The organism is Agrobacterium sp. LR_9, from assembly GCF_041954855.1.
GTDB lineage: Bacteria > Pseudomonadota > Alphaproteobacteria > Rhizobiales > Rhizobiaceae > Agrobacterium > Agrobacterium leguminum.
Window position 1 is genome coordinate 1 of record NZ_JAVAYA010000042.1, and the last position, 18,996, is coordinate 18,996.

15 protein-coding genes, 1 tRNA gene and 1 pseudogene are annotated in these 18,996 nt (G+C 58.6%); 4 read left to right on the plus strand and 13 right to left on the minus strand.

All coding sequences use genetic code 11. The features are described 5' to 3' along the window. Positions 1–65: 65 nt before the first annotated feature. The 3 genes from fusA to rpsL all read right to left on the minus strand — a co-directional run bounded on the left by fusA (position 66) and on the right by rpsL (position 3,120). Complete coding sequence (gene fusA, locus RAC79_RS24895; protein WP_065655891.1) at positions 66–2,165, minus strand: elongation factor G; 2,100 nt, start codon at positions 2,163–2,165, stop codon at positions 66–68. Between the two features lie 34 nt (positions 2,166–2,199). After that, positions 2,200–2,670 (minus strand): 30S ribosomal protein S7, encoded by a 471-nt coding sequence (rpsG, locus tag RAC79_RS24900; protein ID WP_003507761.1) that lies wholly within the window; start codon positions 2,668–2,670, stop codon positions 2,200–2,202. Positions 2,671–2,748: 78 nt separating this feature from the next. Then, on the minus strand, positions 2,749–3,120 hold the full coding sequence (rpsL, locus tag RAC79_RS24905) for a 30S ribosomal protein S12 (protein WP_003507760.1): 372 nt from the start codon (positions 3,118–3,120) through the stop codon (positions 2,749–2,751). A 526-nt stretch (positions 3,121–3,646) separates the two neighbouring features. On the opposite strand from rpsL, the gene RAC79_RS24910 reads away from it, so the two are divergent. From RAC79_RS24910 to RAC79_RS24920, 3 genes are all read left to right on the plus strand, one after another. Continuing rightward, positions 3,647–3,940: a transcriptional regulator gene (locus RAC79_RS24910; RefSeq protein ID WP_065655890.1), complete on the plus strand. Its 294-nt coding sequence runs from the start codon at positions 3,647–3,649 to the stop codon at positions 3,938–3,940. Between the two features lie 10 nt (positions 3,941–3,950). Continuing rightward, complete coding sequence (locus RAC79_RS24915; RefSeq protein WP_065655889.1) at positions 3,951–4,301, plus strand: VOC family protein; 351 nt, start codon at positions 3,951–3,953, stop codon at positions 4,299–4,301. A gap of 98 nt (positions 4,302–4,399) precedes the next feature. Continuing rightward, positions 4,400–5,485 (plus strand): helix-turn-helix transcriptional regulator, encoded by a 1,086-nt coding sequence (locus RAC79_RS24920; protein WP_174039384.1) that lies wholly within the window; start codon positions 4,400–4,402, stop codon positions 5,483–5,485. 144 nt (positions 5,486–5,629) lie between these two features. On the opposite strand, the gene rpoC is transcribed toward RAC79_RS24920, so the two are convergent. From rpoC to RAC79_RS24965, 9 genes are all read right to left on the minus strand, one after another. Next, positions 5,630–9,838: a DNA-directed RNA polymerase subunit beta' gene (gene rpoC / locus RAC79_RS24925; protein WP_065655887.1), complete on the minus strand. Its 4,209-nt coding sequence runs from the start codon at positions 9,836–9,838 to the stop codon at positions 5,630–5,632. Positions 9,839–10,018: 180 nt separating this feature from the next. Next, positions 10,019–14,155: a DNA-directed RNA polymerase subunit beta gene (rpoB, locus tag RAC79_RS24930; protein WP_142845321.1), complete on the minus strand. Its 4,137-nt coding sequence runs from the start codon at positions 14,153–14,155 to the stop codon at positions 10,019–10,021. Between the two features lie 262 nt (positions 14,156–14,417). Then, positions 14,418–14,795 (minus strand): 50S ribosomal protein L7/L12, encoded by a 378-nt coding sequence (gene rplL / locus RAC79_RS24935; RefSeq protein WP_004442635.1) that lies wholly within the window; start codon positions 14,793–14,795, stop codon positions 14,418–14,420. A gap of 59 nt (positions 14,796–14,854) precedes the next feature. Further along, the gene (rplJ, locus tag RAC79_RS24940; RefSeq protein ID WP_003523725.1) at positions 14,855–15,373 is read right to left on the minus strand and encodes a 50S ribosomal protein L10; all 519 of its coding nucleotides are present in this window, start codon (positions 15,371–15,373) and stop codon (positions 14,855–14,857) included. Positions 15,374–15,726: 353 nt separating this feature from the next. Beyond that, a complete protein-coding gene (gene rplA, locus RAC79_RS24945; RefSeq protein ID WP_003523724.1) occupies positions 15,727–16,422 on the minus strand; it encodes a 50S ribosomal protein L1 in 696 nt (231 codons plus the stop codon). 2 nt (positions 16,423–16,424) lie between these two features. Then, entirely contained in the window at positions 16,425–16,856 is a 432-nt protein-coding gene (gene rplK / locus RAC79_RS24950) for a 50S ribosomal protein L11 (protein WP_003523723.1), read from the minus strand. Between the two features lie 144 nt (positions 16,857–17,000). Next, positions 17,001–17,531 carry a transcription termination/antitermination protein NusG gene (gene nusG, locus RAC79_RS24955; RefSeq protein WP_003523721.1) on the minus strand — a complete coding sequence of 177 codons (531 nt, stop codon included), beginning with the start codon at positions 17,529–17,531 and terminating at the stop codon, positions 17,001–17,003. A gap of 45 nt (positions 17,532–17,576) precedes the next feature. Further along, positions 17,577–17,777 carry a preprotein translocase subunit SecE gene (secE, locus tag RAC79_RS24960; protein WP_003523719.1) on the minus strand — a complete coding sequence of 67 codons (201 nt, stop codon included), beginning with the start codon at positions 17,775–17,777 and terminating at the stop codon, positions 17,577–17,579. Between the two features lie 186 nt (positions 17,778–17,963). Continuing rightward, positions 17,964–18,039: transfer RNA gene (locus tag RAC79_RS24965), tRNA-Trp, on the minus strand. A 185-nt stretch (positions 18,040–18,224) separates the two neighbouring features. Here RAC79_RS24965 and RAC79_RS24970 point away from each other — a divergent pair. Then, positions 18,225–18,812, plus strand: coding sequence for a histidine phosphatase family protein (locus RAC79_RS24970; protein WP_065655886.1), 588 nt, complete (start codon positions 18,225–18,227; stop codon positions 18,810–18,812). 69 nt (positions 18,813–18,881) lie between these two features. On the opposite strand, the pseudogene RAC79_RS24975 reads toward RAC79_RS24970, so the two are convergent. Then, positions 18,882–18,996, minus strand: a pseudogene (locus RAC79_RS24975) (elongation factor Tu); the annotation flags it as partial.

Consider the following 18,996-nt stretch of genomic DNA (forward strand, 5'->3'; position numbering starts at 1 on the left):
TAGTGGCTCTCCATTCTTGTCCCTTGACGGGAATAATCTTCAAAATTCGGTGGGGCGTACCCCGATCACTTCTGACCGGAGTACTTAGCCTGGATTTCCTGCGCCACGTTCGACGGAACCGGCGAATAGTGGTCGAACGTCATCGAGTACTGTGCACGGCCCTGCGACATGGAGCGCAGGTTGTCGACGTACTTGAACATGTTCGCGAGCGGAACATGCGCGTTGATGACGACCGCGATACCACGGCTTTCCTGGCCCTGGATCTGACCACGACGGGAGTTCAGGTCGCCGATAACGTCACCGACATAGTCTTCCGGCGTTACGACTTCGACCTTCATCATCGGCTCGAGAAGCTGTGCGCCAGCCTTCTTGGCTGCTTCACGGAAGCAGGCACGCGATGCGATTTCGAAGGCGAGAACCGACGAGTCAACATCGTGGAATGCACCATCGACCAGCGTCGCCTTGACGCCGAGCATCGGGAAGCCAGCCAGCGGACCGGAAGACAGAACGCTTTCGATACCCTTCTGAACGCCCGGGATGTATTCCTTCGGAACTGCACCGCCGACGATCTTCGACTCGAACTTGAAGTCTTCGCCTTCGGGGTTCGGTTCGAAGATGATCTTCACGCGAGCGAACTGACCGGTACCACCGGACTGCTTCTTGTGCGTGTAGTCTTCTTCGTGCTGACGCGTGATGGTTTCGCGGTAGGCAACCTGCGGAGCGCCAACGGTTGCTTCAACCTTGAATTCGCGACGCATACGGTCAACGAGAATGTCGAGGTGAAGTTCGCCCATGCCCGCGATGATCGTCTGACCGGATTCTTCATCCGTCTTGACGCGGAACGAAGGATCTTCAGCAGCCAGACGGTTGAGCGCGAGGCCCATCTTTTCCTGGTCGCCCTTGGTCTTCGGCTCGATCGCGATCTGGATGACCGGCTCGGGGAATTCCATGCGCTCGAGGATAACCGGCTTCAGCGGATCGCAGAGCGTATCGCCAGTGGTGGTTTCCTTGAGGCCGGCCAGAGCAACGATGTCGCCGGCAAAGGCTTCTTCGATGTCTTCACGGCTGTTGGAGTGCATCTGCAGCATACGGCCGACGCGCTCGCGCTTGTCCTTGACCGTGTTGATGACGGACGTACCCTTTTCGAGCTTGCCCGAGTAGATGCGTGCGAAGGTCAGCGAACCGACGAAGGGGTCGTTCATGATCTTGAACGCGAGCATGGAAAGCGGCTCGCTGTCGTCGGCATGACGCTCGATTTCGGCTTCGGTCTTGAAGTCGATACCCTTGATCGCCGGAATGTCCAGCGGAGAAGGCAGGTAGTCGACAACGGCGTCGAGAAGCGGCTGAACGCCCTTGTTCTTGAACGCGGTACCGCAGAACATCGGGTGGAACTTCACGTCGATGGTGCCGCGGCGAACGAGCGCACGGATCTTGTCGTTGTCGGGCATGATGCCGTTCAGGTAGTCTTCCATCGCTTCTTCGTCAATCTCGACAACGGTCTCGATCAGCTTTTCGCGATATTCGTCAGCCTTGGCCTTCATGTCTTCCGGGATTTCGACGACGTCCCACTGAGCGCCGAGCGATTCGTCGCGCCAGATGAGTGCGTTCATCTCGATCAGGTCGATAACGCCCTTGAACTCGGCCTCAGCGCCGATCGGCAGCTGCATGACAACGGCGATGGCGCCGAGACGGGTCTTGATCATTTCTACCGAGCGGTAGAAGTCAGCACCGGTCTTGTCCATCTTGTTGCAGAAGATCATGCGCGGAACATGATACTTCTCGGCCTGGCGCCAGACGGTTTCCGTCTGCGGCTCAACACCGGCGTTGGCGTCGAGCAGCGCGATGGCGCCGTCGAGAACGCGCAGCGAACGCTCGACTTCAATGGTGAAGTCAACGTGGCCGGGGGTGTCGATGATGTTGAAGCGGCGCATCTTGCCGTCGCGACCCTTCCAGAAGGTCGTGGTGGCAGCGGAGGTGATAGTGATACCACGCTCCTGCTCCTGCTCCATCCAGTCCATCGTGGCAGCGCCATCGTGAACTTCGCCGATCTTGTGCGACTTACCGGTGTAATAAAGGATACGCTCGGTGGTCGTCGTCTTGCCGGCGTCGATATGCGCCATGATACCGAAATTGCGGTAGTCTTCGATTTTATATTCGCGAGCCATAATGGACTGCCTTTCGATATGCGACCGGTTAAGATTACCAGCGGTAATGCGAGAATGCGCGGTTGGCGTCGGCCATCTTGTGCGTGTCTTCGCGCTTCTTGACAGCGGAACCGCGGTTGTTCGCAGCGTCCATGAGTTCGCCGGAAAGGCGATCGACCATGGTCGTTTCGTTGCGCTTGCGGGCAGCCGTGATCAGCCAGCGGATAGCGAGGGCCTGACGGCGCTCGGGGCGAACGTCGACGGGAACCTGATACGTGGCACCACCAACGCGGCGCGAACGCACTTCAACGTGCGGAGCAACGTTGTCGAGGGCGGAGTGGAACACGCCGAGCGGCTCCTGCTTCGTCTTACCCTGAACGACGTCGAACGCGCCGTAAACGATGCTTTCTGCGACCGACTTCTTGCCGTGAAGCATGATGGCGTTCATGAACTTGGTGACGACCAGATCGCCGAACTTCGGGTCCGGGTTGATCTCACGCTTTTCTGCACTATGGCGACGGGACATATTCTTTGTCTCTCAATGTTATTGACGCTAAACCACGCGGAGAACCTCGCGCAGCGCCGGAATTTGTTTAAACCCGAATTACTTCGGACGCTTCGCACCGTACTTGGAGCGGCGCTGCTTGCGGTTCTTGACGCCCTGGGTATCGAGAACACCGCGGATGATGTGGTAACGCACGCCCGGCAAGTCCTTTACGCGGCCGCCGCGGATCATGACCACGGAGTGTTCCTGAAGGTTGTGACCTTCGCCCGGAATGTAGCCGATGACTTCGAAGCCGTTGGTGAGGCGGATCTTGGCAACCTTACGCAGAGCCGAGTTCGGCTTCTTCGGGGTCGTCGTGTAAACGCGGGTGCAAACACCACGCTTCTGCGGGTTTTCCTGAAGAGCAGGAACCTTGTTGCGCTTTACCTGTGCCTGGCGAGGCTTGCGGATCAGCTGGTTTACGGTAGGCATATAACCATCCCTTGCAAAAACTACTTTAGCCACCCTCACGGGTGGCGGCTATGCCGTTGCCGGCGACGATGCACGCATATATCCTCATGCGCAAAACGTGGCCCGATCCGTTTTCACGGATGGACCACCAAGAGCAGAGGACACCGGATGAGGCGTCTTGCGTGCAACATTCGTGTCTTCTACGTGCAATGGAGACCCGTTTGAGATGATGTTCGGGAAAAAGGTTACCGAACGGCCAGCACCCACAGAGGCTCCGATGGCGGGCGTACTACTGTTTTAGCCAGCTTTCGTCAAGGGTGAATCCACATTTTGCGCCGCCACCCATGGCCACAAAGCCCACGTCCGGGCCATTTCCAACCCGCTTTAACATAAGTCGGCGCAGAAGGCAGCGATTTTGACCTCCACGCTTTGGCTTTTCATAAAATCCGTCTATTGATTCCCCATGGCGGGCCGGAGCGGCTCCGCCATGGGCGGGACCGATTCCCTCGGCCCGCGTCACAGCAACGACAGATCAAGGAACCGCGTCATGAGCACCCTCCCCGACAACGACAACGGACGCGACGAGCCGATGGTCTTCATCGTCATCGGCAAGGCCTATGAGACCGACAATTCCGAGGGCATCGACATCCACGTCATCCTGCGGGCGCCGGACGACGATACCGCCGTACGCGAAACGCTGAACGCGCTTTCCGAGGAAGGCTTCATCGAAGCCGATCTCGACCAGATCGGCATGCTGACCGACATCCCGGACGAAGAGCCGCACGCCTCCGCCTATCAGGGCGCACTCGAAGGCGAAGTCGCCATCATCCGCTTCGCCTGAGGTTCAAGCCATGGCGGTCAGACGTGTCGTCGCCAATATAGCAACGCCGGAACCCGCGCGGGCTCAGGCGTTCTACGGTGACATTCTCGGCATGCCCGCCGCCATGGATCATGGCTGGATCGTCACCCATGCCAGCCCGCTCGAAGCGCGGGCTCAGGTGAGTTTTGCGCGCGAAGGTGGCTCCGGCACGGATGTGCCCGACCTCTCCATCGAGGTCGATGATTTCGACGAGGTCCACGCCCGAATCCTGACCGCCAAGCTACCGATCGAATACGGCCCCGTAGTCGAGGCGTGGGGTGTACGACGCCTGTTCGTGCGCGACCCCTTCGGCAAACTCATCAATATATTAAGTCACTCATAGATTATATACTTTAAATACAGTAGTATTAATTCTTTATACATTGAATATCCAGCCGACATCAGCGTAAAATAGTTCCGACGCAAATTTTCGGTGGCGGGTTGGATACTATATCGTCGGCAGACATTATCGATGACATTTATGAAGCGGCGCTCTTTCCCGACCGCTGGATGCAGGTTCTGGTAGCTATCTGCCGTCATCTCAATTTCTGGGGCGGCGCGATTACCTGGGGCAAGGGAGAAGACCAGGTGTGGCTTCACACGCCGAGCTTTCAGGAGCTGATGAAGGACTTCGCGGCGGGCGGCTGGAACCACCGCAATGATCGCCTCAGCCGCATCGCCCGGGAAGGCCAATTCTCCTTCGCGCAGGATTTGGACGTCTTCAATCATGAGGAATGGGCCGAGCTGCCGATCGTTCGTGACTTTCTTATGCCCCGCGGTTTGGGATACGGCGCGGCGACACAGGTCGCTCCACCCGGCCATCCGGAGATGACAGTGCTGTTTGAACGCAGGCTCGACGCCGGCACTATCACGCCTGAGACCATGGCAGCACTCGGCGGACTGAGGCCGCATATCGCCCGCAGCCTCACCCTCGCAACACAGCTGCAGCGTCAGAAGGCCGATGCGATGACACTTGGTCTCAACGCCATTGGCGCGCCGGCCGCAGTGCTTCAGACGAGCGGCCACATCCTTTCGGCCAACGATCTGTTCCTGTCATTACAGAAATGCTTCTCCGCCCGCACGCGCGACAGAATCACCATTGCCGATGAGAGAGTGAACCGGCTGCTTTACAAGGCACTCTCTGGGCAAGACGCCGGTTCCTTCCCTCTTCCCGCCAGCGAAGACGGCGCCTGCATTCTCCACCTCATACCGCTGCGCAAGAGCGCACTGGATTTCTCACCCAACGGCAACGCCATCGCGCTCGTATCGCAGCCGACGGGCATAATTGCCGATGCAAACACATTGCTCAAGGGTCTTTACGATCTGACCAGGGGCGAAGCGCGGGTAGCGCTGGAAATCATGAAGGGGCTTTCGCTTCCGGCGGTGGCGAAGCAGCTGAAAGTATCGCACGAAACCGTGCGCAGCAACGCCAAGTCTATCTACGCGAAGACCGGCAGCACCGGCAAGGCCGACCTCGTTCGCCGGCTTTCCGTTCTCACTCGCTATAACATCCGCGGACAGGCCTAACCCATTTGCGCGGATGGATTTCCAGGTTGACTGGCAAAGGGCTAGAAGCTTCCAAATTCCGCTCAAACAAAAAACGCCCGGATTGCTCCGGGCGTTTTGTTCTGAACTTTGGCGGGGCTTCGCAAAGCCCCTGCCCTTCCCGCCTTATTCGGCGGCCGGAGCCTGGTCTGTCATGTCCTGCAGCATCTGGTTCGCAGAACCTGCACCGGTGCCCTTGCGGCGTTCCTCAAGAATGAGGTCGTCGCGCGAAGTGGCGATGCGGCGGATCTGCGTCATGGTGCCGCCGGTACCGGCCGGGATGAGACGGCCGACGATGACGTTTTCCTTGAGGCCCTGCAGCGTGTCCGTCTTGCCGGCGATTGCAGCTTCCGTGAGAACCTTGGTGGTTTCCTGGAAGGATGCGGCCGAGATGAAGGACGGCGTCTGCAGCGAAGCCTTGGTGATGCCGAGCAGAACCGGCTCGCCATAGGCAGGCTTCTTGCCTTCTTCGATCAGGCGGTCGTTGTTGTCGTCAAGTTCGATGCGATCGACGTTGTCACCAACGATGTACTGGCTGTCGCCGGCATCGGTGATTTCAACCTTCTGCAGCATCTGGCGAACGATCACCTCGATGTGCTTGTCGTTGATCACAACGCCCTGCAGACGGTAGACTTCCTGGATTTCGTTCACGAGGTAGGAAGCCAGAGCCTCCACGCCCTTGATTGCCAGAATGTCGTGCGGTGCCGGGTTACCGTCGAGGATGTATTCACCCTTTTCGATATAGTCGCCTTCCTGAAGGTGGAAGGGCTTGCCCTTCGGGATCAGGTATTCGACCGGCTCGACGCCGTCTTCCGCAGGCTCGATCATCACTCGACGCTTGTTCTTGTAGTCGCGGCCGAGACGGATCGTACCATCGATCTCTGCGATGATGGCGTGGTCCTTCGGACGACGGGCTTCGAACAGTTCGGCAACACGCGGCAGACCGCCGGTGATGTCCTTCGTCTTGGCGCTTTCCAGCGGCGAACGTGCAAGCACGTCACCCTGGGAGACCTTAGCACCCGGCTCGACCGACAGGATGGCGTCGACCGAGAGCTGGAAGCGGGCTTCGCCACCACGGGCAAGCTTCGCAACCGCACCGGAAGCGTCCTTGATGACGATCGCAGGCTTGAGGTCCGAACCGCGCGGCGTCGAACGCCAGTCGATAACCTGACGCTTGGTGATGCCGGTGGATTCGTCGGTGGCTTCCAGAACGGAAAGACCGTCGACGAGGTCCTCGAAGTGAACGGTACCTTCCACTTCCGTCATCATCGGACGGGTGTAGGGGTCCCACTCTGCAAGACGCTGACCGCGCTTAACCTTGTCGCCGTCGTCAACGAAGATCTTCGAACCATAGGCAACGCGCTGCGAAGACCGCTCCTGGCCACGCTCATCGAGAATGGTGACGGCCATGTTACGGCCCATCGCGATGAGTGCGCCTTCGGAGTTGCGCAGGATGTTGCGGTTCTTGATCGCAATCGTGCCCTCGTAAGAGGCTTCGAGGAACGACTGGTCGACCACGTTCGCCGTACCGCCAAGGTGGAAGGTACGCATGGTAAGCTGCGTGCCCGGTTCACCGATGGACTGTGCGGCGATGACGCCGACGGCTTCGCCCATGTTGACAGGCGTACCGCGTGCAAGGTCACGACCGTAGCACACGCCGCAGACGCCGATCTGCACTTCGCAGGTCAGAGCCGAACGGATGCGGACGGACTGGATACCGGCCTTCTCGATTGCAGCCACGTCGGCTTCGTCGATCAGCGTGCCGGCCTTGACGATGTTCTCGCCGGAAACCGGATGATCGATGTCGTCCAGAGCCGTACGGCCGAGGATACGTGCGCCGAGCGAGGCAACGACCTGACCGGCATCGACAATGGCGGTCATGGTGAGGCCCTTGTCGGTGCCGCAATCCTTGGAGTTGACGATGCAATCCTGCGCGACGTCGACGAGACGACGGGTCAGGTAACCCGAGTTCGCCGTCTTCAGGGCGGTGTCTGCGAGACCCTTACGGGCACCGTGGGTCGAGTTGAAGTACTCGTTAACGGTCAGGCCTTCCTTGAAGTTCGAGATGATCGGCGTCTCGATGATTTCACCCGACGGCTTCGCCATCAGGCCGCGCATGCCGCCCAGCTGACGCATCTGGTTCGGAGAACCACGAGCACCCGAATGCGACATCATGTAGATGGAGTTCATCGGCTTCTGGCGGCCCGTTTCCGGATCGAACTCGACAGCCTTGATGCGTGCCATCATCTCTTCGGCGACCTTTTCGGTAGCCTTGCCCCAAGCGTCGACAACCTTGTTGTACTTTTCGCCCTGGGTGATGAGACCATCATTATACTGCTGTTCGTATTCCTTCACGAGAGCTTCGGTGTCGCCGACGATCTTCACCTTGCTGTCCGGAATGACCATGTCGTCCTTGCCGAACGAAATGCCGGCGCGGCAGGCATGGGCAAAGCCGAGCTGCATGATGCGGTCGCAGAAGATGACCGTGTCTTTCTGGCCGCAATGACGGTAGACCGTGTCGATCATCTTGGAGATGTTCTTCTTGGTCATTTCCTGGTTGCAGACGTCGAAAGGCACGTTGACGTTCTTCGGCAGAAGTTCGCCAATCAGCATACGACCGGGGGTCGTCTCATGAATCTTCGAAACCGGCTTGCCATCGGCATCCACGGTCTTGAAGCGGCCGCGGATCTTGGCATGCAGCGTCACGACCTTGTTTTCAAGCGCGTGATGCAGCTCACCGATATCCGAGAAGGCCATGCCTTCGCCCGGCTCGTTCTGGTTCATGATCGACAGGTAATACAGGCCGAGAACCATGTCCTGCGAAGGAACGATGATCGGGTGGCCGTTTGCCGGATGCAGGATGTTGTTGGTCGACATCATCAGCACGCGCGCTTCCAGCTGGGCTTCCAGCGAGAGCGGAACGTGAACAGCCATCTGGTCACCGTCGAAGTCGGCGTTGAAGGCCGTGCAGACGAGCGGGTGCAGCTGGATGGCCTTGCCTTCGACCAGCATGGGTTCGAAAGCCTGGATACCCAGACGGTGCAGCGTCGGTGCGCGGTTCAGGAGAACCGGATGCTCGCGGATGACCTCGTCGAGGATATCCCAGACTTCCGGCTTTTCCTTTTCAACCAGCTTCTTGGCCTGCTTGACGGTCGAGGAGTAACCCTTGGCGTCGAGGCGGGCATAGATGAACGGCTTGAACAGTTCGAGCGCCATCTTCTTCGGCAGGCCGCACTGGTGCAGCTTGAGCTCCGGACCGGTCACAATAACCGAACGACCGGAATAGTCGACGCGCTTGCCGAGAAGGTTCTGGCGGAAGCGGCCCTGCTTGCCCTTGAGCATGTCGGAGAGCGACTTCAGCGGGCGCTTGTTGGCACCCGTGATGACACGGCCGCGACGGCCGTTGTCGAACAGCGCATCGACGGATTCCTGCAACATGCGCTTTTCGTTGCGGATGATGATACCCGGCGCACGAAGCTCGATCAGGCGCTTCAGACGGTTGTTACGGTTGATGACGCGGCGATAGAGATCGTTGAGGTCGGACGTCGCGAAACGGCCGCCATCCAGCGGAACCAGCGGGCGCAGGTCCGGCGGAATGACCGGAACGACCTTCATGATCATCCATTCCGGACGGTTGCCGCTTTCCATGAAGTTCTCGACGATCTTCAGGCGCTTCATCAGCTTCTTCTGCTTCAGATCAGAAGTCGTTTCAGCAAGCTCGACGCGCAGGTCGCCGGCGATCTTTTCGAGGTTCATCGAAGCCAGCATCTCATAGATGGCTTCAGCGCCGATCATGGCGGTGAACTGGTCTTCGCCGAACTCGTCGACGGCGATCATGTACTCTTCTTCGGACAGAAGCTGGTTCTGCTTCAGCGAAGTGAGGCCCGGTTCGGTGACGATGTAGTTCTCGAAATAGAGAACGCGTTCGACATCCTTCAGCGTCATGTCGAGCAGGGTCGAGATACGCGAGGGAAGCGACTTCAGGAACCAGATGTGGGCAACCGGCGCTGCGAGCTCGATATGACCCATGCGCTCACGGCGAACGCGCGACAGCGTGACTTCGACGCCGCACTTTTCGCAGATGATGCCCTTGTACTTCATGCGCTTGTACTTGCCGCACAGGCACTCATAGTCCTTGATCGGTCCGAAGATGCGCGCGCAGAAGAGACCGTCGCGTTCAGGCTTGAACGTACGGTAGTTGATGGTTTCCGGCTTCTTGATCTCGCCGTAGGACCACGACAGGATTTTTTCCGGCGAAGCGATCGAAATCCGGATGGAATCGAAATGCTGCGCAGGCACCTGAGGATTGAAAAGATTCATGACCTCTTGGTTCATGCCTTGTCTCCTTGAGAGGCTAGCTGCTGCCCCTGTTTGCATCTGGACCGGCTTCTTCCCGGGTCACCGTCCAGAGCTTTAAATACGGATTAACCGCATAATGCGGCGAAAGTGTCCCGAACCGGCCAATGCCGCCCGGGAAACCGGCAGGCGCCCTTGAAGGCGCCCGCCTCTATCGTCTTATTCCGCCGCGTCGGGCAGCTGGTCTTCGGGCTGGTTCTCGATCTTCGAGTTTTCCAGTTCGACCGAAAGACCGAGCGACCGCATTTCCTTGACGAGAACGTTGAAGCTCTCCGGAATGCCGGCCTCGAACGTGTCGTCGCCACGGACGATCGCCTCGTAGACCTTGGTACGGCCCGCCACGTCATCCGACTTGACGGTGAGCATTTCCTGCAGCGTGTAAGCCGCGCCGTATGCTTCCAGAGCCCAGACTTCCATTTCCCCGAAGCGCTGTCCGCCGAACTGCGCCTTGCCGCCCAGCGGCTGCTGGGTAACGAGCGAGTAAGGACCGATCGAGCGAGCGTGGATCTTGTCGTCGACAAGGTGGTTCAGCTTGATCATGTACATGTAGCCGACGGTGACCTTGCGGTCGAACGGCTCACCGGTACGACCGTCGTAAAGGACGGACTGACCGGATTCATGCAGACCTGCCTTCTTCAGCATCGTGGCAACGTCAGGCTCATGCGCACCGTCGAAAACCGGGGTCGCGATGGAAACACCGCGCTTGGCTTCTTCGGCAAGCTTGACCAGCGAGTCGTCATCGAAACGCTGAACCTCGTCATTGGCTTCAGACGCGTAGATTTCCGTCAGCTCGCTGCGAAGCTCGCTGATGTCCATCGTCTTGCGATACTCTTCCAGCATCTCGCCGATCTTCTTGCCCATGCCTGCGCATGCCCATGCGAGGTGGGTTTCGAGGATCTGGCCGACGTTCATGCGCGAAGGCACGCCGAGCGGGTTCAAGCAGATGTCGACATGCGTGCCGTCTTCGAGGAACGGCATGTCCTCGACCGGAACGATACGCGAGACGACGCCCTTGTTACCGTGACGGCCGGCCATCTTGTCGCCCGGCTGGATCTTGCGCTTAACGGCAACGAAGACCTTGACCATCTTCATGACGCCCGGAGGCATTTCGTCGCCGCGCTGGACCTTTTCAACCTTGTCCATGAAGCGCTGTTCAAGGCGCGACTTGGATTCGTCGTACTGGCCACGAAGCGCTTCCAGCTCGGACTGAGCCTTTTCGTCTTCGACCGCGAACATCCACCACTGCGAGCGGGGATATTCGGAGACGACGGCGTTGGAAAGCTCGACGCCCTTCTTGAAGCCCTTCGGACCGGCAATGGAAACGTGGCCACGCAGCATGTCGATCAGACGGCCGTAGACGTTACGGTCGAGGATCGCCTGCTCGTCGTCGCGGTCCTTCGCCAGACGCTCGATCTCTTCGCGCTCGATAGCCATCGCGCGCTCGTCCTTCTCCACACCGTGACGGTTGAAGACGCGAACTTCCACGACCGTACCGAACGTGCCCGGAGGCATGCGCATGGAGGTGTCGCGAACGTCGGAAGCCTTTTCACCGAAGATGGCGCGCAGAAGCTTTTCTTCCGGCGTCATCGGGCTTTCGCCCTTCGGCGTGATCTTGCCGACGAGGATGTCGCCCGGCTGAACTTCCGCACCGATGTAAACGATACCGGCTTCGTCGAGGTTCTTCAGCGCTTCTTCCGAAACGTTCGGAATGTCGCGCGTGATTTCTTCCGGACCAAGCTTCGTGTCGCGCGCCATCACTTCGAATTCTTCGATGTGGATGGAGGTGAACACGTCGTCGGAAACGATACGCTCCGACATCAGGATCGAGTCTTCGTAGTTGTAGCCGTTCCAGGGCATGAACGCGACGAGCGCGTTGCGGCCGAGAGCCAGATCGCCGAGGTCGGTCGACGGACCGTCCGCGATGATATCGCCCTTGGAGATGTTGTCGCCGACGGAAACCAGCGGGCGCTGATTGACGCAGGTGTTCTGGTTCGAACGCTGGAACTTCTGCAGACGGTAGATGTCAACACCGGACTTGCCGGCATCGAGGTCTTCCGTGGCGCGGATAACGATACGGGTCGCATCCACCTGATCGACCACACCGCCACGACGGGCTGCGATGGCAGCGCCGGAGTCACGGGCAACGATCGGCTCCATGCCGGTACCGACGAACGGTGCCTCGGCGCGCAGAAGCGGAACGGCCTGACGCTGCATGTTCGAGCCCATGAGAGCGCGGTTGGCGTCGTCGTTTTCCAGGAACGGAATGAGAGCCGCTGCGACCGAAACGAGCTGCTTCGGCGAAACGTCCATCAGGTTGATGTTGTCGCGCGGTGCGAGCATAACTTCGCCCGAGTGACGGCAGACGACGAACTCTTCCGAGAACGAACCGTCTTCATTGAGCGGCGCGTTGGCCTGCGCGACGTAATACTTGGCCTCTTCCATGGCGGAGAGGTAGATCACGTCGTTGGTCACCTTGCCGTCGACGATCTTGCGGTACGGGCTTTCGATGAAGCCGTACTTGTTGACGCGGGCGAAGGTTGCAAGCGAGTTGATCAGACCGATGTTCGGGCCTTCCGGCGTCTCGATCGGGCAAATACGGCCGTAATGGGTCGGGTGAACGTCGCGGACTTCGAAGCCGGCGCGCTCGCGGGTCAGACCACCCGGCCCAAGAGCCGAAAGACGGCGCTTGTGGGTGATTTCCGAAAGCGGGTTCACCTGGTCCATGAACTGCGACAGCTGCGAGGAACCGAAGAATTCGCGAACGGCGGCGGCTGCCGGCTTCGCGTTGATCAGGTCCTGCGGCATCACGGTGTCGATTTCGATCGAGGACATACGTTCCTTGATCGCACGTTCCATGCGCAGAAGGCCCAGACGATACTGGTTTTCCATCAGCTCGCCGACAGAACGGACACGGCGGTTGCCGAGGTTGTCGATGTCGTCGATTTCGCCCTTGCCGTCGCGCAGTTCGACCAGCATCTTGACGACGGCGAGGATGTCTTCCTTGCGCAGCGTGCGCACGGTGTCTTCCGCATCGAGGTCGAGGCGCATGTTCATCTTGACGCGGCCAACGGCCGACAGATCGTAACGCTCTGCGTCGAAGAACAGCGAGTTGAACATCGCTTCCGCCGATTCCATGGTCGGCGGCTCACCCGGACGCATGACGCGGTAGATGTCGAACAGGGCTTCCTGACGGTTCTCGTTCTTGTCGGCAGACAGCGTGTTGCGGATATAGGCGCCAACATTGACGTGGTCGATGTTGAGGACCGGAATCTCGTCGAAGCCGGACTGCAGGATGAGGCCGAGGGTCTTCTCGTCGATTTCATCGCCGGCTTCGAGATAGATTTCACCCGTCTCGTAGTTGACGATGTCTTCGGCCAGATAGTTGCCGTAGAGGTCTTCGTCGGTCGCCTTCAGCGCCTTCAGGCCCTTCTCCGTCAGCTGACGGATCAGGCGCGGGGTCAGCTTCTTGCCACCTTCGACCACGACTTCACCGGTATCGGCGTCGATCATGTCGGTGATGACCTTGGCGTTCTTCAGCGTCTCGGGCTGGAACGGAATGCGCCAGCCGTCGCCGTCGCGCTCATAGGAAGCCTTGGTATAGAAGGTCGACAGAATGTCTTCGCCATCCATGCCAAGCGCCATCAGCAGCGAGGTCACGGGGATCTTGCGGCGACGGTCGATACGCGCATAGACGATGTCCTTGGCGTCGAACTCGATGTCGAGCCAGGAACCGCGATACGGGATGACGCGGGCAGCGAAGAGCAGCTTGCCGGAAGAATGGCTCTTGCCCTTGTCGTGATCGAAGAACACGCCCGGCGAGCGGTGCATCTGCGAAACGATGACGCGCTCGGTGCCGTTGACGATGAACGTACCGTTATTGGTCATGAGCGGCATGTCGCCCATGTAGACGGACTGTTCCTTGATGTCCTTGATGGACTTCGCGCCGGTATCTTCATCGATATCGAACACGATGAGGCGCAGCGTCACTTTCAGCGGCGCAGCATAGGTCAGATCGCGCTGACGGCATTCCTCGACGTCGAACTTCGGCGCTTCGAATTCGTAGGACACGAATTCAAGCATGGAGGCGCCGGAAAAATCGGTGATCGGGAATACGGACTTGAATACCGCATTCAATCCCTCGTCGGGACGGCCACCCTTGGGCTCGTCAACCATGAGAAACTGGTCGTACGAAGCCTTCTGAACCTCGATGAGGTTCGGCATTTCCGCTACTTCTGGAATTTTGCCGAAAAACTTGCGTACGCGCCTGCGACCGTTAAACGAAAGGGTCTGAGCCATCGTCGCTCCTTTAAAATTGCATCCGGGCCTGCAACGGACGGGAACCGATGGCCAGTCGATCCCGTCAAGCAATGGGTGTCATCAATCTCGTTCCACATCCCGGATCGATCAGGCCGGATTGCCTAGATGAGCCGGTTCGGAACCATTCTCTTGAAGAACCCATTACCCAAAAGCCATTTTCACGCGGCTTTTGGGTAATGAGTTTTAAAAACGATGACGACGGAAAGGGGCATGAAGCCCCTTCCCGCCAGCAATCGCAAGATTACTTAACGTCAACCTTGGCGCCTGCGTCCTCAAGCTTCTTCTTGAGATCAGCAGCTTCAGCCTTGGAAACGGCTTCCTTGACCGGCTTCGGAGCGCCTTCAACGAGGTCCTTGGCTTCCTTGAGGCCGAGGCCGGTGATGCCGCGAACTTCCTTGATGACGTTGATCTTGTTGGCGCCAGCGTCAACCAGGATAACGTCGAACTCGGTCTTTTCTTCTTCCGGAGCAGCAGCAGCAGCAGCGCCGCCAGCAGCAGCAACGGCTACCGGAGCAGCAGCGGAAACGCCCCACTTTTCTTCGAGAAGCTTGGACAGTTCTGCAGCTTCCAGAACGGTCAGCGAGGAGAGGTCTTCTACGATCTTTGCGAGATCAGCCATTTTGATAGTTCCTTTTGTTCAGTTCGAACCAGTTTGAATATTTACAGCGAAAAACCGCCTTAAGCGGCTTCGTCCTTCTTGGCGTAAGCCGAGAACACCCGTGCCAGCTGGCTTGCAGGTGCGGCGACAACCGTAGCGACGCGAGTTGCCGGGGCATTGAGAAGGCCCAGCAGCTTTGCGCGCAGCTCGTCCAGCGAAGGCAGGGTCGCAAGCGACTTGACTGCTTCGGCGTTGAGCGTGGTTGCACCCATGGCGCCACCGAGAACAACGACCTTGTCGTTGGTCTTGGCGAAATCCATGACGACTTTCGGAGCGATCATCGGGTCGACGCTGTATGCAATCAGCGTCTGGCCCTTGAAGAGATCTGTCATCCCTTCCGACTCCGTGCCCTGAAGAGCGATCTTGGCCAGGCGGTTCTTCGCGACCTTGACGGTGCCTCCGGCAGCGCGCATCTTCGAACGGAAGTCGTTCATCTGCGCAACGGTGACACCAGCATAGTGGGCCACGACAACCGAACCGGAAGCCTTGAAGACTTCGTTCAGCTCCGTGACGAATTCGCGTTTTTCCGCTCTTTCCACTGTCTGTCTCCAGTAGACGGGAACACAACATGTGAACCCGTCGGGTTTGCCTTTGCCCCAAGGGACCTTTTTACAAAGATCCCGAGCGACGCTCGAGGATCCTGTCCCCCGCTCTGTCGCCGCAAACGGCTTCAGGCACAGGCACACCAGGTTCGAACCGGACAGTCAGGCATCCACGATGCCTCAAATCCAGCCTCACCCGTCTCATGCAGGTTGAATGATTAAGGCCAGGTCCCGAAAGACATGGCCACCCGCAATCTCGGACAGGAGTTCCGGGTTTCCCCGGAAATCTCCGGCTCCTGGGAGCCGGAAATTCTTTTATTCACACTTCCCTCGGGAAGCGCGAGAATTGATTAAGCCGTAACCGACGAAGGGTCGATCTTGACGCCCGGACCCATGGTCGAGGAAATCGCGACGCGCTTGACGTAGTTGCCCTTGGCACCGGTCGGCTTTGCCTTGATGACGGCATCCGCGAAAGCCTTGATGTTTTCTTCAAGAGCCTTGGCGTCGAACGAAGCCTTGCCAACGCCAGCGTGTACGATACCGGCCTTTTCGACGCGGAACTCGACAGCGCCGCCCTTGGACGCCTTGACGGCGCCGGCAACATCCATCGTCACCGTACCGACCTTCGGGTTCGGCATCATGCCACGCGGGCCGAGTACCTTGCCGAGACGGCCGACGAGCGGCATCATGTCCGGGGTCGCGATGCAACGATCGAAGTCGATCTTGCCGCCCTGAACGATTTCAACCAGTTCTTCTGCACCAACAACGTCAGCACCGGCAGCCGTGGCCTCATCAGCCTTGGCGCCACGGGCGAAGACGGCGACGCGAACGTCACGGCCGGTGCCGTTCGGCAGGTTGACAACGCCACGAACCATCTGGTCCGCATGGCGCGGGTCAACGCCGAGGTTCATCGAAACTTCAACGGTTTCGTCAAACTTGGCAACTGCACGTTCCTTGACCATCGAAATGGCGTCGGTGAGGACGTAGAGCTTGTTCGGATCCACGCCTTCGCGGATCTTCTGAATGCGCTTTGCTACCTTGGCCATGATCAACCTACCACTTCCAGGCCCATGGCGCGGGCAGAGCCCTCAACCATTGCCATTGCGCCTTCGATGTCGGCTGCGTTCAGATCCTTCATCTTGGCTTCAGCGATCGTCTTGACCTGAGCCTTGGTAATGGAACCGACCTTGGCGCCCTTGCCAGGCGTCTTGGAACCGGAGGTGATCTTCGCTTCCTTCTTCAGCCAGTAGGTCATCGGCGGCTGCTTCATGACGAAGGTGAAGGACTTGTCCTGGTAATAGGTGATGACGACCGGAATCGGCATACCCTTTTCCATTTCCTGCGTGGCGGCATTGAACGCCTTGCAGAATTCCATGATGTTAATGCCACGCTGACCAAGTGCCGGACCGATCGGCGGGGACGGATTGGCCGCCCCGGCCTTTACCTGCAACTTGAGCTGGCCTGCAACTTTCTTAGCCATATCTCTCTGCCTTTCAATTCAAACCGGTTACCCGGCTTCTCTTAAGCCGGATTGCTCCGGCGGCTGCGGTTGCGTGGTGCGGCGCCCTGCCCCGGCTTAAAGAGCCAGTTAGCCTTCCACGCGCTTGGGGCATCGCCCCGCCAATCAGACCTTCTCGACCTGATTGTATTCCAGCTCGACCGGCGTAGCGCGGCCGAAAATCGACACTTCCACCTTCAGGCGCGAACGCTCTTCGTCGACATCCTGAACCACGCCGTTGAACGACGCGAACGGACCGTCGGAAACGCGAACCTGCTCGCCGATCTCGAACGAAACCGAAGACTTCGGACGCTCGACACCTTCCTGAACCTGACCGAGGATACGCTCGGCTTCATAATCGGGAATCGGAACAGGCTTGCTGTCCGAACCGAGGAAACCGGTAACCTTCGGCGTGTTCTTGATGAGGTGATAGGCCTCATCCGTCAGGTTGGCGCGCACCAGCACGTAACCTGGAAAAAACTTGCGCTCGCTGTCGACCTTGCGGCCACGACGCACCTCGACCACCTTTTCGGTCGGCACGAGGATTTTCTCGAAAAGATGATCCAGACCCTTCTGACGGGCCTTTTCCTCGATCGACTCGGCGACCTTCTTTTCGAAATTCGAATATGCGTGAACGATATACCAGCGCGCTGCCATTTTTATTCTCCGTTCGATCCTTCCACCGGGCCTTTGACCGCGCCGTTACCGGCCTACGTTCAGCACCAGGCTGAGCAGCCAGCCGATGAGCTGATCCGCAGCAAAGAAGAACAGAGCCGCAAAAATGACCATCACCAGCACCATAGCCGTCGAAATCATGGTCTCGCGGCGCGACGGCCAAGTGATTTTTGACGCTTCGGCGCGAACCTGCTGCAGAAACGTAAACGGATTGGTTTTGGATGCCATTGACTGCCCACGCAATTACGGCGCGTAAAGCCGATACTGATCAGCCCCACGCACCGCGTGTCTGTTTTGACCCTACATAAACACCGATTCCCTTTTTAACAAGAGGAAATCGACATTCCGCGAAATTCGCCGGAAATCCGGCACCCATCTGCCATGCAGCGAGAACCCGCGCTTGCGAATGGAAAGTGGCAGGGGCAGAGGGGCTCGAACCCCCGACCTGCGGTTTTGGAGACCGCCGCTCTACCAACTGAGCTATACCCCTTAATCACCTGAACCGGCCGCGAAATCGCTTGGCCAATTCGGTATGCGCTCCTTTAAGGTGCAGGGAAAAGAATGGCAAGTGTGTTTTTTGTTTTTTCACATTGTCTGGCAAAATACCCCAGCATGCCCCTGCCAAGGGTACATCGTTCAATTCGCTGATCTTCCCCGCATTTCACAGGAACGCCCATGAGCATCTATCTCGTCCGTCACGGCCAGACCGAATTCAACGCCGTTCGCCGCTGGCAGGGTCAGGTCGATTCGCCTTTGACGGAACTGGGGCGGCAACAGGCGATGCGCATGGGCCGCAGGCTCGCCGCGCTGATCGAAACCGATGAAGTCCATATTTTCTCCAGCCCGCTCGGCAGGGCGAGGCAGACCTGCGAAATCGTCGCAGGCGAAATCGGCATGATCGACGGCATCACCCTCGATCCCGGCCTGATGGAGATCGGCTTGGGGGTATGGGACGGCATGACGGATTACGAGATCGATTATGAATATCCCGGCATGCGCGACGGGCTGGATCGATACGAGTGGTTCTTCCACGCGCCGGGCGGTGAGACATTCGAAAGAATGACAAGCCGGGTGGCCCGCAGCCTGGAGACCATTCAGCAGAGACAGGCGCGCGATGCGATCATCATCTGTCACGGCATCACCAGCCGCCTGTTGCGCGGCGTCTATGCGAACCTTCCAAAGGAGGAAGCATTGCGCCTTGATGTGCCCCAGGACGCATTCTTCCATCTCAAGGATGGCGATATCGTCCGCATCGACTGCTGAGTCTTTTAGGGCAATAAAAAACCCCGCCGTTTCCAGCGGGGTTTTCTTCAATCCCTTGCGGGTTTGAAATTACTCGACGATCGAAGCGACGATGCCAGCGCCGACGGTACGGCCGCCTTCGCGGATAGCGAAGCGCAGCTTTTCTTCCATCGCGATCGGAACGATCAGCTCGACGTCAACGGTG